Origin of the sequence: Novosphingobium sp. Chol11, assembly GCF_900218065.1 — a bacterium.
Classification (GTDB): domain Bacteria; phylum Pseudomonadota; class Alphaproteobacteria; order Sphingomonadales; family Sphingomonadaceae; genus Sphingobium; species Sphingobium agri.
The window spans coordinates 1,425,075-1,439,242 of sequence record NZ_OBMU01000001.1; the positions used below are offsets into that span (position 1 = coordinate 1,425,075).

Sequence of the window (14,168 nt, forward strand, 5' to 3'; positions counted from 1 at the left end):
TCCGCTCTCTCCTGCTCTGTGTAGCCGAATGGATCGGGACACAAGATCAGGATGACGGGGGATGACGTTGTTGTGTCGCGATGCTAGAGGGCGGCGCATTATGACCAGCTACTCGTCCGATCTGCTCCGCCTCCTGGAGGCACGTGGTTACATCCATCAGCTGACTGATGCGGAAGGGCTCGATGCCCTTGCCGCCAAGCAGATCGTTCCAGGCTATATCGGCTTCGACCCGACCGCACCGTCCCTGCATGTCGGGCACCTCGTTTCGATCATGATGCTGCGGCAATTGCAGAAGGCGGGGCACAAGCCCATCGTCCTGATGGGCGGCGGAACGGGCAAGATCGGGGACCCGAGCTTCAAGGACGAAGCGCGCAAGCTGCTGACTACCGACACGATCGCGGAGAATGTCGCGAGCATCAAACGCGTGTTCGAACGCTTCCTGACCTTTGGTGACGGGCCGAGCGATGCCGTCATGCTCGACAATGCCGAATGGCTCGATCGGCTGGAATATATTCCCTTCCTGCGGGAAATCGGCCAGCATTTCTCCATAAACCGCATGCTGAGCTTTGATTCGGTGAAGCTGCGGCTGGACCGTGAGCAGTCGCTGTCCTTCCTCGAGTTCAACTATATGATCCTCCAGGCCTATGACTTTCTGGAGCTTTCGCGGCGATCGGGATGCCGGTTGCAGATGGGCGGATCGGACCAGTGGGGGAATATCGTCAATGGCGTCGAACTCGCGCGCCGGGTCGATGGTACGCAGGTGTTCGGGCTGACGACACCGCTTCTCACCAACGCCGATGGCACGAAGATGGGCAAGACGGTCGGCGGCGCCGTGTGGCTGAACGAAGATCAGCTTTCGACCTATGATTATTGGCAGTTCTGGCGCAACACGGCGGACGCGGACGTGGCCAACCGGCTGCGGCTGTTCACCGATCTGCCGATGGACGAGGTAGCGCGCCTGGCAGCGCTTCAGGGCTCCGAAATCAACGAAGCGAAGAAGATCCTGGCCAATGAGGCGACCGCGCTTTGCCGCGGTTTCGACGCAGCGGCGGCGGCGGCGGAGACGGCGCGCAAGACGTTCGAGGAAGGCGCTTCGGATGCCAACCTGCCGACGATCAGCGTCGGCGCGGAAGGGCTGACAATCGTACAAGGCACCGCCGCGCTAGGCTTTGCCACCTCCAACAAGGAGGTCCGGCGCAAGCTGGCTGAAGGCGCGATCCGCGTGAATGGCGAAGTCGTGAGCGACCCGATGCTGACGTTGAAGCCCGGCGACAAGGTCAGCTTCGGCGCTAAGAAACATGGGTTAGTAACTGCTTGAAACTTTAGAGAGTTAAAGGCGGATTAAGTAAAGCTGGTAAGGAAAGGGCGAGGTTCGTCGCCTTAAGCTTTCCTCATGTCTTCGGTGCTCGCCAGCCTCGCTCAGGTCGCCCGTTCACGGGACCCTTCGGTTAATCAGCGCCGCACGCCCCGCGTGCTGGTGGATATGGTCAGCCATATCGCCGCACGGGGGCGAACGCATGGCGTCCGGGTCATCAATATCTCCGAACTCGGGTTGATGTGCCGCACCGATGCGGAGGTCACGATTGGCGAGCGGATTTCAGTCTGGCTGCCGGTCGTCAAGGATGTGCAGGCCGATGTTCGGTGGGCCGAGGACGGCCGGGTCGGGGTGGAGTTTTGCCAAGCCATCGACCCGCAGGTCTATGAGGCGATGCTGTCGCTCATCCCGCCACGGCAGACCGCCTGGTAAAGAGCTGTTCAACGCTCTGATCGGCTTCGACCCGCTGACGTGATCGGACAAGCGCCTCCGGCATTTCGGTGCGCAGGAAGGTCATCATCGCCTCTCGCACTTCGCAGCGCAGGTCGAAGGCGATGCCGGCATTGCGCGCGCTGAGCAGGCCCCGCAGTTCCAGCGCATCGGCCTTGTGATCGGTGACCTGAAGGATGGCGACGCGCCCATCCCAGCGGCTGTTGGCCTTCACCACTTCCACGAAATGCGCGCGAATACGTTCGACATCCGCCGCAGGGTCGACATAGAGGAAGACGGTGCCAAGCAGGTCGGAGGTCTTGGTCGTCCAGTTCTGGAACGGCTTTTCGAGGAAATAGGACACAGGCACGACCATGCGCCGATCATCCCAGATGCGCACAACGACATAGGTGAGCTTGATATCCTCGATGCGGCCCCATTCTCCTTCGATGATCACCACATCGTCCAGTCGGATCGGTTCGGAAAAGGCCATCTGGATGCCCGCGATCAGGTTCTTTAGCGCTGGCTGCGCCGCTGCGCCGACCGCAAGGCCCGCCAGACCGGCCGAGGCCATCAAGGTGACGCCGACGGTGCGAACACCGGGAATCATGATCAGCATCAGGGATATGATCAGGAAGCCGATGATGAACTGCGCCACGCGGTAAAGGATGCGGATGCGGGTGTGCTGGCGGCGGGCCTTCAGATTATCTTCGACGGTGATGTCGCTGCGCCGCTCAAGAATGGTGCGGAAGGCCCGCATGGACGCGAAGATCAGCCAACCGACGAGCAGGGTGAAGAGCATCTTTGATCCGATCGCCCACATGGCCTCTATGCGATCGCTGAAGGTCAGCGGCTGAATGCCTGCCGCAAGTGCCATCAAGACCACGATCCAGCGGGTCGGATGATAGATGGCGGGCAGGATGACGGGATCGAGCTTCATGCGGCGCGCGATGCGGTTCGCTATCCAATAGGCGAGCCAGTGGAGCAGAAAGGCGACGGTGACCGAGATCGCGATGAAGATCGCCGCGATCGGCGTGACGTGATGCAGGCTGATGTCGGATTGCATGCTCTTGGCAACGACAGCGGGCGTTCGATGGTTTCGCTGTCGCAGCATTTCGTCGCGCGGATCAGCCGCTTCGGAGCAATCCCACCGCTGCGTCCCGTTCGAACAGGTAAAGGCAGGTCCTGGCTGCCTGGCCGCGCGCCTCGTTCAGACCGCCGTCCCGATCGATGAGGAGATGGGCGTCGTCGCGGGCGCTGTCGAGGAGCGCGGACAGATGTTCAGGAGTGGCGATCTTCAGCTGCGCCTCTCCCGACTGGCGGGTGCCGAGGATTTCGCCTGCGCCACGGAGGCGAAGGTCTTCTTCGGCAATGCGGAAGCCGTCATTGGTTTCGCGCATGAGTGCTAATCGCGCGCGGCTGGTTTCGCTCAGGGCGCCGCCGCGCAGGAGGATGCAGACGCTGTGGTTCTGGCCCCGGCCTACCCGGCCCCGGAGCTGGTGGAGTTGTGCAAGGCCGAAGCGATCCGCGCCCTCGATGATGATGAGGTTCGAGTTGGGGACATCGACGCCGACTTCGATGACGGTGGTGGCGACGAGGATCTTTGTGCGGGCGGAGGCGAAAGCCTCCATCGCCGCGTCCTTTTCTGGCCCTTTCATCCGGCCATGGACCAAACCGACGAGGTCGCCGAATCGTGTCCTCAGTAGTTCCGCCCGGGCTTCGGCGGCGGCCTGATCGCTGGTTTCGCTTTCTTCGACCAGGGGGCAGACCCAATAGGCTTGGCCGCCGCCTTCGACATGGCGGGCGAGCGCTTCGACCACTTCATCGAGACGGTTGGCCGCCATTACGACGGTCTGGATCGGCTGGCGGCCGGGCGGCATTTCATCCAGCCGTGAAACGTCCATCTCGCCATAATAGGTGAGCGTCAGGGTGCGGGGGATCGGCGTCGCGGTCATCACCAGCAGATGCGGCGTGCGCTCTGCCTTGGCGGCGAGCATCATGCGCTGGGCGACGCCGAAGCGATGCTGTTCGTCGATCACCGCGAGGGCGAGATTCTTGTAGCGGACGGCTTCCTGGAAGATGGCGTGGGTGCCGACGAGGACGTCGATGCTGCCGTCGGCGAGGCCCATGAGGGTGGATTCGCGCACCCTCCCCTTTTCGCGGCCAGTAAGGATCGCAATGGTGACGGGGAGGCCCGACGCCATCTTGCGCAGCGTTTCATGATGCTGTCGAGCGAGGATTTCCGTCGGGGCGAGGAGCGCGGCCTGCGCACCGGCCTCCACGGTGTTGAGGAGGGCCATGAGGGCGACGAGGGTCTTACCCGAGCCGACGTCCCCTTGAAGGAGGCGGAGCATGGGCACGGGTTGGGCCATGTCGCCGTCAATCTCCCCCATCGCGCGGCGCTGAGCACCTGTTGGGGCGAACGGCAGCTTGAGCATGGCGCGCAGGCGTCCGTCGCCTTCGATCGGCACGCCCCGGCGTTTGCGGGAAGATTGACGGACCAGCATCAGGGCGAGCTGGCCAGCGAAGATTTCGTCATAGGCGAGCCGCTCGCGAGCCTTGGCGTCGCTGGGGTCCGCGTGGATTCGGCCCAAGGCCTCGCGCCATGTTGGCCAATCCTTGCGCGCAAGCAAGCTGGGTTCGATCCATTCAGGAAGGTCCGGGGCGCGGCTGAGCGACTGGGCAACAAGGTCACGCAGACGGTTGTTGGTGAGGCCTTCGGACAGGCCATAGACCGGCTCCCGCGCGGGGATGGTGGCGGCTTCCTCTGGCGGGAGGACATAGTCGGGATGAACGATCTGGAGGTTGTCCCCGTACGCCTCCAGCTTGCCGGAAATGAATTTGGGTTCGTTCAAGGGCAGCAGCTTGCGTGGCCACGCGCTGTTGCGGCCGAAATAGACGAGCGCGACCGTGTTGCCGTGCTTGTCCTGCGCGATCACACGAAAAGGTGCGCGGGCACTGCCGGATGCGCGGTAGTCGGTTGGCGTGAGCGTGATACCGATCACCCGGCCCGAGTCGGACAGGATCAGCTCATCCACCATATGGCGATCAATGAAGCTGACCGGCAGGTGAAACGCCACGTCCACTGCACGTGCCAGCCCCAGACGCTCAAGCGGCTTGGCAAGCGCAGGGCCGACGCCCTTCAAGGCTTCGATCTCAGCGAAGAGTGGGTTGAGGATATCCGGGCGCATGTCTATCTGACGCCATCTAGCCCAGCCGGGACGATGCGCAAACATCCGTCAGGCATTTTGGCGATCGGTAATGTTGCCGTACTCGCGCAAGGAACAAATTGTGAACGAAGATCCCCGCATCCGCCGCCTGCAGTTCCGGGCCTGGCATCGTGGCATCAAGGAAGCGGACCTGGCGGTCGGCGGTTTCTTCGACCGCTATCATGCCGAGTGGGGAGCCGAGGAAATCGACTGGTTCGAGAGGTTTATCGAGGAACAGGATGCCGACATCATGGCTTGGGCCTTGGGCACCTTGCCGCTGCCGGAGCAATGGCGTGGGCCGATGTGGGACAAGTTCGTGAAGATGGATTTTGTCGAGATTGGGAAGAAGTGACGAGATACTCCCCTCCCGCAAGCGGGAGGGGCAGCGAGACTTGCCGAGCCGTAGGCGAGGCTAGTCGCAGCGGGGTGGGCCTGCACCACCTCTGCTGGAATGCCCACCCCTATCCCCTCCCGCCAGCGGGAGGGGGACCGAGTAGCGAATGACCGACCTTCTCAAGATTCTTAAAGCCCCCTCCCCCATAACGCTGGCGGGAGTGCCAGCCGGCTTTCAGCCCTGGCTGCTGGCGGACATCGCGCGAGCGGCGCCTTCACGCGCCTTGTTTGTCGCACCCGACGAGCAACTGATGCGGGCGGTGGCGGATACGGCCCATTATTTCGCGCCAGAAATCGAGATCGTGGAGATTCCGGCATGGGACTGTCTGCCCTACGACCGGGCCAGTCCGTCGCTGCGCTCGGCTTCGGCGCGGCTGGCGGGGCTTTATGCATTGCAGGGCAAGCCCAAGGGGCCGCAGCTGGTGCTGACGACGCTGAATGCCCTGACGCAACGCACGTTGACGCCTTTCCGCGTACGGCAACTGGTGGCCAAGCTTGCGCCCAAGGAGCGCATCGCGATTTCCCGGCTGGCCGAGATGTTGCAGGCCAATGGCTATGTGCGCACCGACACCGTGCACGACCGGGGCGAGTTCGCCATTCGCGGCGGCATTGTCGACCTGTTCCCCGGGGGTGAGGAACAGCCGCTGCGGCTCGATTTCTTCGGCGATGAGATCGAAACAGTGCGGCGGTTCGACCCCGCCGATCAGCGGACGAGCGGGAGCGTGGAGGGCTTCACCCTCCTCCCCGCCTCCGAGGCTCTGCTGGACGAGGAGACGATCAAGCGCTTTCGTGGACGCTATCGCGAAACGTTCGGCGCGACTGCGACAGGCGATCCGCTCTATCAGGCGGTGAGCGACGGGCGGCGGCTGGCGGGGATGGAGCATTGGCTGCCGCTGTTCGAAGAACGGCTGGTGCCGACGACCGAACATCTGGGCGATGACACATTGGTCGTGCTGGACCATGGCGTGGCGGGCGCGGCGGAGGCTCGGTTCGAAGCGATCCGGGATTATCATGCCAATCGCGTGCAGGCGAAATCGTCGGACCCGGGGGCATACAGGCCTTTGGAGCCGAAGGCGCTCTATCTGGACGCGGATGAGTGGGAAGGCATCGTCAGGGAATGGCCGATGCATGCTACGACGCCCTTCCATGAACCGGAAAGCGCGACCGTACTCGACTTCGAAGTCGATGGGCCGCGCGACTTTGCTCCGGAGCGGGCGCAGAACGCCAACGTCTATGAAGCCGTGGGCAAACATATCGCTTCGCTGCAACGGGCGAAGAAGAAGGTTGTCATCGCCAGCTACTCGGGCGGTGCGCGGGAGCGGCTTTCGGGGTTGCTGGTCGATCATGGACTGAAGCGCGTCGCAGCGGCGGATAGCTGGCAGGAGGCGCTGGGGATAGCTGCGGGCGGGAGTACGGTGCTGACCGTACTGCCCTTGGATCATGGCTTCACCGCGCCTGATGTGGCGGTGCTGACCGAGCAGGACATGCTGGGCGACCGGCTGGTGCGGCGGGCCAAGCGGAAGAAGAATGCCGACGCCTTCTTGCAGGAATTGGCGACGCTCTCGCCGGGCGATCTGGTGGTGCATATGGACCATGGGATTGGGCGCTATGAGGGCCTGACGCAGATCCCGGTCGCCAAGGCGGCGCATGATTGCGTGGCGTTGGAATATGCGGGCGGCGACAAGCTCTATGTGCCGGTGGAGAATCTGGAGGTTCTTTCCCGCTACGGGTCCGACAGCGAGGGCGTGAGCCTCGACAGGCTGGGCGGCGAGGCCTGGCAGCGGCGCAAGGCAAAGATGAAGGAGCGCATCCGCGAGATCGCGGGTGAATTGCTCAAGACAGCGGCGGAGCGCGCGCTGCGGGCGGCGACGGTGGCCGAGCCGGACAGCGCCGGTTATCCCGCGTTCGTCGACCGCTTCCCCTATCAGGAGACGGAGGATCAGGATCGCGCCATCATGGACGTGGTCGAGGATCTGGGCGCGGGACGACCCATGGATCGGCTGGTGTGCGGCGACGTGGGTTTCGGCAAGACCGAGGTCGCATTGCGCGCCGCATTCGTGGCGGCCATGGCGGGCATGCAGGTGGTGGTGATCTGTCCGACGACCCTGCTTGCCCGGCAGCATCATATGAATTTCGAAGAGCGGTTCCGGGGCTTTCCGGTGAATATCGGGCGGCTGTCGCGGCTGGTGCCAGACAAGGAGGCCAAGGCCGTTAAGGCTGGGCTGGCGGACGGGACGATCGACATCGTTGTCGGCACCCATGCGCTGCTGGCCAAGGGGCTGGATTTCAAGCGGCTGGGATTGGTGATCGTCGACGAGGAACAGCGGTTCGGCGTTACCCACAAGGAGCGGCTGAAGTCGCTCAAAACTGATGTCCATGTGCTGACGCTGACTGCGACTCCCATCCCGCGCACCTTGCAGATGGCGATGTCGGGCCTGCGCGAACTCTCGGTGATCCAGACTCCGCCAGTCGATCGCCTGGCGGTGCGGACCTACATCATGCCATGGGATGGCGTAGTGATACGGGAGGCGCTGCTGCGTGAACATTATCGCGGCGGTCAGAGCTTCTTCGTGGTGCCGCGCATTTCGGACCTGACCGAGGTGGAGGAGTATCTGCGGACCGAAGTGCCGGAGGTTAAGCCGATCGTCGCCCATGGGCAAATGGCGGCCGGTGAAGTCGAGGAGCGGATGTCGGCCTTTTACGACAAGCGCTATGACGTGCTGCTGTCGACCACGATCGTGGAAAGCGGCCTCGACATTCCTTCCGCCAACACGTTGATCATCCATCGCGCAGACCGCTTCGGGCTTGCGCAGCTGTACCAGCTTCGGGGGCGCGTCGGACGGTCGAAGACGCGGGCCTATGCCTATTTCACGACGCCTGCCAACCGCGTGATCACGGAGACGGCGGAGAAGCGGCTGAAGGTGCTGTCCGATCTGGATACGCTCGGGGCCGGGTTCCAGCTGGCGAGCCATGACCTCGACATTCGTGGTGCAGGCAATCTGGTGGGTGACGAGCAATCGGGCCACATCAAGGAGGTCGGGTTCGAGCTGTACCAGTCGATGCTGGAGGACGCGATCCTGGAGGCCAAGGCTGGCGGCGCAGGGATCGAGAAGCGGGAGAGCTTCTCGCCGCAGATCACCGTCGATGCACCGATCCTGATACCCGAGGACTATGTGCCAGACCTGGACCTGCGCATGGGTCTGTATCGCCGCCTGAACGAGGTGGAGGACCGGCAGGGGCTGGAGGCTTTCGCGGCGGAATTGATCGACCGTTTCGGCAAGCTGCCTGCGCCCACGCAGAACCTGTTCAAGATCATCGAGATCAAACAGAATTGCGTAACGGCCAATATCTCGAAGATCGATGTGGGGCCGAAGGGCGCGCTGGTCTGCTTTTTCGAGGATCGCTTCCCCAAGCCGGAGGGCTTGGTGGCCTATATCCAGCGCCTGAACGGCGTGGCGCGGCTGCGGCCGGACAGCAAGGTCGTGGTCAACCGGGCGTGGGCCGACCCGGCGGCCCGGCTGAACGGCGCGTTGCAATTGTCGAAAGGGTTGGCGAAGGCGGCTTCCTGATGGTGGAGAGCGCCGCCGTCGAGCCTCGTGCCAGCACCGCTTTGTCGTGCCCCAGCAAAGTATCAGCAACATGGTCCAACTAAATCCCGCTTCGATGACTGGGCAGCAAAGTCCGGCGTCAAGCAGGAGATTGACATGATTTCGACACTCGTAGCGATGGCGGCGGCTGCTGCCACGCACAGCGTACAGATCGACCATGGCGGAACGCCGGTGCAAGCGACCTATTCCGCACGCGTTGATATTTCGACGAAGACGGTTGGGGCTAAGACGCCCAATCGCATGGACATGCAGCGGTGCCAGTGGACCGCCACCGTGGTGGTTGACCGCGCGCTCAACCACGGCCCGGCGCTTGCGCGCACCGTTTCTGCCCACAAGCGAATTTCCGGAAGCGAGCATGGCGCATGCACGCCTGATCGCAAGTCGGGTGAACGCAACCTGGCCCGGCATGAAGCGGCCATTCGCGAACATCTGATATCAGTTGCCGAACGGGATCGTGCGCCGCTAATGGCTGAGCTCGATGCTGTCCGTAACCTTGCTTCAAACTGACATGCGCGTGACGTTGGCGGCTGCGCTTTTGCTGGCCGCCAGCGCCTCGCCCGCTCTAGCACAATATGCCGACACGATTTCGGGAACCGTCGAGGTTGCAAGCGATGAGCGTAGACGAGGCCTCAGCTGGAGCGATGGCGAGCCCGTCGTGCGGGGGTCTGTCGCCCTCCAGGCGACCGACGAACTGAGTTTCGACGCTGCGGCAACATCCTTGTGGAGCAGCGATCGCCATGGCGGCGCTGACGCTGTGGTGGATCTCGGCGCGTCCTATGCGCGGCAGTTGGACGGATGGCGGCTTTCGGCCAGGGGCACATATCATCTTTTCCCGGGCGCATCGGGGCAAGGATATGGGGAATTTGGAGCGGGCGCGGCTTTTATGATCGGCCCCGCCAATATCGATCTCAACGCCAGCTACGCGCCGAGGCAAGGATCAATTGGTGGCGACAATCTCTATCTGTCGGCAGCAGCCTCGACGGGCATTCCAGGAACGCCCCTTACTGTTTCGGCTCATGTCGGGCGCTCCAGCGGCAGCGTGCGCGATGAGGGCAATGCATACCGTTTACGGCCGGGCGGCTCCTATTGGGACCATGGGATCAGCGTGGATTATCTGCAACGGCGATGGTTTGCAGGCGTGCGCTATGCCAACAGCAGCATCGATGATGCACGCCACTCAGGTGCGACGCTGATCGGCCGGGCGGGGATTGCTTTCTAGGCCAGGTTCAACCCTTCAGCGCCATGGTGGCCAACTCGGCGGATGATACGCCCGCTGACCGCAAAAAGCCCTGGTAGAAGTCGCATCCTTCGCGCGCGAGAAGATCGAGTTGCTGTTGCGTCTCGACGCCCTCGGCAATGACGGACAGCCCCAGTGACTTGGCCATGTGGATGACGCCCCGGACCACGATCCTGTCCCGCGCCGTGCCAGCGATATCCTGAGCCAATCCGCTGTCGATCTTGAGATAGTCGAGCGGCAGGCTCTTGAGATAGGCGAGGCTTGAGTAGCCGGTGCCGAAGTCATCGACCGCAACTGCGAGGCCCTCTGCACGAAGAGCCGTCAGCAGCGCCGATGCGGCAGCGACATTCTCGATCAGGCCGCTTTCGGTAATCTCGACCGTCAGCCGCGAACGCGGGAAGCCGCTGCCGTCAACCAGGCCAAGGAACTGCGGCATGAAGCCGGGCTGTGCGATGTCGGCGGCGGTCACGTTGATCGACAGGCGCAAATGCGAAAGCGCCTGTGGCCAGGCAGCCGCCTGACGCAGGGCTTCCGCCTGAATGTGGGCGGACAGCGGCAGCATATAGTCCGATCGTTCGGCAGTGGCGAACAACATGCCCGCGCCCAGCGAGCCATATTGTGGATGATTCCATCGCGCGAGCGCCTCCACGCCCGTCATATGATCACCACCGATCGGATATTGCGGCTGGAACACTATGCCGATCTCTCCCCGATCAAGCGCAAGCCGCAGGTCGGTTTCAAGTTGGTCGGCATCCACCTGGCGGCTGCGTTTTTCGGCCGAGAAAATGCGGATGCCCTCCCCGCCGCCTGCCCGCGCGTCGGCCAGCGCCGTGCCCGCGCGGCGAAGCAGGCGTGTGGCATCATCGTCGGCGCGTGACTGCGCGATGCCGCAGCGGGCGGTGAGGCGGATAAGGTGATCGCCCGCACTGAACGGGCGGCCGACCGCGCCGATCAGCTGGCGCGCGAGGAAGGTCGCGCGTTCGCTCGCGGCGGCGGCTCCGGTAAGGCCGACGAGGAACTCCGTTCCGGCGATGCGGGCCACGACGGCACCGGGCGCTGCGTCAGCCGCCATGCGCTCGATCCGCCGGGCGATGCGGCCAAGCAAGGCATCGCCGACTACCTGACCATATGCGGCGTTCATCCGATCGAACTGGCTGATGGAAAGGAGGAGGATCGTCGTGGCGAGACCCGATCGCTTCTCCAGCCATTCAAGGGCTGCCTGCCGGGAGCGAAGGCCGGTCAGGTCATCGCGGCCGGTTGCGTCGTCGCCATGCGTGTCAGAGAGCCATTCGACGTCGGCGGCAACAACCCCATCGATAAGGCGGAGGTGATGAACGAGACGATCGCCCGGCCGCCCAGGGGCAGCATGCGCGAAGGATTCGGTCCGGCCCGACCGCATCATGCCGCGCAAGCCCGCAATCACCGACCGGCGCTCCGCACGGGGCAAGCAGCGGGCAAAACGCGCGGGGCTGATAACCTGCCGATCAAGGTTTAGATGCCGCGCAAGATTGTCGCTCAGGCGGACGACACGTCCTCCCTTGTCCATTTCCCAAAATAGGGCATCGCCTCGCCTTATCCGCTGAGCGCGCTGGCTGGATGCCGCGCCGCCCCCCAGGCGATCGATCAGGCGCTGCGCCGACGCGAGCGTCGCCCGCATCTGGTCAGGCGCGTAGGGAGCCGCGAGGAAATGAGTGGCCCCCGCGTCCAGCAAAGCTGTGACAGACCCGAGCGCGCTTTCATCGATCAGCACGATAATCGCGCCGCCACCAGCCTCGACGGCGGGCGCCAGTGCTTCAATCAACGTTTCACCATCTTCTGCGGAGCCACGGGCATCAATGAGGGCAATCTGCGCGTCGCTGTGCAGGAAACGCTGGGCTGCGTCCTTCGATCGCCGCGCCGCGATGGCGCGCCAACCCGCCAGCGCCGCCGCGCGAGACAATCCGTCCCTGTCGCCTGGCGACAGAATGAAAAGGCTGCGCTGGCCACGCAGTGCGGTTTCACCGCTCACATCGAAACTCCCAGACTACAGCGCATGTCGAGGCATGTAGCAGACAGGCGTTAGCGACCTGTTCATGACCCTGCAACCGGCAGTGCTTGCACCGGACTTTGCCATGGCTTAGCTAGTTGAGCATGAACAAGCCCGATCTTCGGCGCACGGGCCTGACCGATGCGTTGGGCCGCCGGATCAGCTATTTGCGGATTTCGGTCACGGATAGATGCGACCTGCGCTGCCGCTATTGCATGGCGGAGCGCATGACCTTCCTGCCCAAGGACCAGGTGCTGACGCTGGAAGAGATCGCGCTGCTTGCGGACCTCTTCATAGCGCGCGGCGTGCGCAAGATACGGCTGACCGGCGGCGAGCCGCTGGTACGGCGGGACATTGTCGATCTGGTGCGGCGGATTGGCCGCCACCTTGGCGAAGGCCTGGACGAACTGACGCTGACGACCAACGGCACACGGCTGGCCCAGCATGCCGAAGCGCTTTTCGATGCGGGCGTCCGGCGGATCAACGTCAGCCTCGACAGCCGCGATCCGGAGCGGTTCGCTCATGTCACCCGCAATGGCGACATTCGGCCGGTGATCGAGGGGCTGGCCGCGGCGAAGGCGGCGGGTCTCGCGGTCAAGATCAACATGGTCGCCTTGAAGGGCATCAACGAAGACGAAATCCTGTCGATGCTCCAATGGTGCGATCGTGAAGGGTTTGACCTCACATTGATCGAGACGATGCCGCTGGGCGAGACGGGCGAGGATCGCACGGACCATTATCTGCCGCTGACCCAAGTGGTCGAGCAATTGAGGCTGCATCATGAACTGCTGCCGATAGCGCATCGCACGGGCGGACCTTCAAGATATCATGCGGTCGAAGGGATGGGCGTGAGATTGGGGCTTATCACGCCACTCACCAACAACTTTTGTGCGGATTGCAACCGCATGCGCATGACCTGCGAAGGAAAGATATTCATGTGCCTGGGGCATGAGGATCATGTGGATCTCAAGACCGCATTCCGCGAGGGCGGCGTCGATGCGGTTCAGCCGCTGATCGACCGCGCCCTGCGGCTGAAGCCTGCCAGCCATGATTTCCGGATCGGCGGCAACGCGCCTGCCGCCGCGGTCAATCGCCATATGAGTGTAACCGGCGGATGAGCGAGGAGCCACGGCGCGCTCTGCTCGCCTCCCCTACCCAGTCCGCCAAGGCAGCCGAGGAGCGGCTTCGCGCAGCCTATGACTTCGTGCCTGTCGAGCAAGCAAATATGATCATCGCGCTGGGTGGCGATGGTTTCATGCTGCAAACCCTGCACTCCATGCTGGAAAGCCGCCGGATCATGCCCGTGTTCGGGATGAATTTGGGCACCGTCGGCTTTTTGATGAACGAGTGGCGGCTGGAACGGCTGGAGCAGCGGATCGAGGCGGCCAAGCTTTTCAAGGTCAACCCGCTACGCATGACTGTAGATACGGTTGACGGGGAGCGCTTTTCCATCCCCGCCATCAACGAAGTGTCTCTGCTGCGCGAGACGCGCCAGACGGCGAAGCTGGAAGTCCAGGTGAATGGGCGGACGGCGCTGACCGAACTGGTGTGCGATGGCGTGCTGGTGGCGACGCCCGCCGGATCGACGGCCTATAATCTGTCAGCTCATGGCCCTATCCTTCCGCTGGGATCGGGTCTGGTGGCATTGACGCCGATCAGTCCCTTTCGTCCCCGCCGCTGGCGTGGCGCCATCCTGCCGGAAAGCACGGCAATCCGCTTTACGGTGCTTGATCCGGTCAAGCGTCCAGTGAGCGCCGTGGCGGATCAGCGGGAAGTCCGTGACGTTGCGGAGGTCGAGGTGCAGATCGATCGGGGCACGCCGCTGACCCTGCTTTTCGACCCTGAACATACGCTGGATGACCGGATCGCGGCAGAACAATTCATTGCCTGAAAAAATTCGCAAATCTGCCCTTGCCATCCCAAGAATCTCGCTGCTATAGGCGCGGCCTGC

At 63.3% G+C, this 14,168-nt stretch carries 11 protein-coding genes; 8 read left to right on the forward strand and 3 right to left on the reverse strand.

Annotated features, from left to right (window positions below):
• Positions 1-100: 100 nt before the first annotated feature.
• Positions 101-1,318 (forward strand): tyrosine--tRNA ligase, encoded by a 1,218-nt coding sequence (gene tyrS / locus NCHOL11_RS07080; protein WP_097091675.1) that lies wholly within the window; start codon positions 101-103, stop codon positions 1,316-1,318.
• A 75-nt stretch (positions 1,319-1,393) separates the two neighbouring features.
• The gene (locus tag NCHOL11_RS07085) at positions 1,394-1,747 is read left to right on the forward strand and encodes a PilZ domain-containing protein (protein ID WP_097091676.1); all 354 of its coding nucleotides are present in this window, start codon (positions 1,394-1,396) and stop codon (positions 1,745-1,747) included.
• On the opposite strand, the gene NCHOL11_RS07090 is transcribed toward NCHOL11_RS07085, so the two are convergent.
• Both NCHOL11_RS07090 and recG read right to left on the reverse strand, forming a co-directional pair.
• Positions 1,719-2,810 (reverse strand): mechanosensitive ion channel family protein, encoded by a 1,092-nt coding sequence (locus NCHOL11_RS07090; protein WP_097092793.1) that lies wholly within the window; start codon positions 2,808-2,810, stop codon positions 1,719-1,721. The two genes, NCHOL11_RS07085 and NCHOL11_RS07090, sit on opposite strands and share 29 nt — an antisense overlap.
• A gap of 61 nt (positions 2,811-2,871) precedes the next feature.
• The gene (gene recG, locus NCHOL11_RS07095) at positions 2,872-4,935 is read right to left on the reverse strand and encodes an ATP-dependent DNA helicase RecG (RefSeq protein ID WP_097091677.1); all 2,064 of its coding nucleotides are present in this window, start codon (positions 4,933-4,935) and stop codon (positions 2,872-2,874) included.
• 100 nt (positions 4,936-5,035) lie between these two features.
• Here recG and NCHOL11_RS07100 point away from each other — a divergent pair, with 100 nt between their 5' ends.
• From NCHOL11_RS07100 to NCHOL11_RS07115, 4 genes are all read left to right on the forward strand, one after another.
• Positions 5,036-5,305 (forward strand): FAD assembly factor SdhE, encoded by a 270-nt coding sequence (locus NCHOL11_RS07100; RefSeq protein WP_097092794.1) that lies wholly within the window; start codon positions 5,036-5,038, stop codon positions 5,303-5,305.
• 148 nt (positions 5,306-5,453) lie between these two features.
• Positions 5,454-8,915 carry a transcription-repair coupling factor gene (gene mfd, locus NCHOL11_RS07105; protein ID WP_097091678.1) on the forward strand — a complete coding sequence of 1,154 codons (3,462 nt, stop codon included), beginning with the start codon at positions 5,454-5,456 and terminating at the stop codon, positions 8,913-8,915.
• Between the two features lie 135 nt (positions 8,916-9,050).
• On the forward strand, positions 9,051-9,461 hold the full coding sequence (locus NCHOL11_RS07110) for a hypothetical protein (RefSeq protein WP_097091679.1): 411 nt from the start codon (positions 9,051-9,053) through the stop codon (positions 9,459-9,461).
• Positions 9,433-10,173, forward strand: a complete 741-nt coding sequence (locus NCHOL11_RS07115; RefSeq protein ID WP_097091680.1) for a TorF family putative porin — start codon at positions 9,433-9,435, stop codon at positions 10,171-10,173. Before NCHOL11_RS07110 ends, NCHOL11_RS07115 begins: the two co-directional genes overlap by 29 nt.
• A 7-nt stretch (positions 10,174-10,180) precedes the next feature.
• Here the strand turns inward: NCHOL11_RS07115 and NCHOL11_RS07120 are convergent, their stop codons facing one another.
• Positions 10,181-12,199, reverse strand: coding sequence for a putative bifunctional diguanylate cyclase/phosphodiesterase (locus NCHOL11_RS07120; protein ID WP_097091681.1), 2,019 nt, complete (start codon positions 12,197-12,199; stop codon positions 10,181-10,183).
• A gap of 122 nt (positions 12,200-12,321) precedes the next feature.
• On the opposite strand from NCHOL11_RS07120, the gene moaA reads away from it, so the two are divergent.
• Positions 12,322-13,335 (forward strand): GTP 3',8-cyclase MoaA, encoded by a 1,014-nt coding sequence (gene moaA, locus NCHOL11_RS07125; protein WP_097091682.1) that lies wholly within the window; start codon positions 12,322-12,324, stop codon positions 13,333-13,335.
• The gene (locus tag NCHOL11_RS07130) at positions 13,332-14,108 is read left to right on the forward strand and encodes an NAD kinase (RefSeq protein ID WP_097091683.1); all 777 of its coding nucleotides are present in this window, start codon (positions 13,332-13,334) and stop codon (positions 14,106-14,108) included. The genes moaA and NCHOL11_RS07130 overlap by 4 nt, the downstream gene beginning before the upstream one ends.
• Positions 14,109-14,168 lie beyond the last annotated feature (60 nt).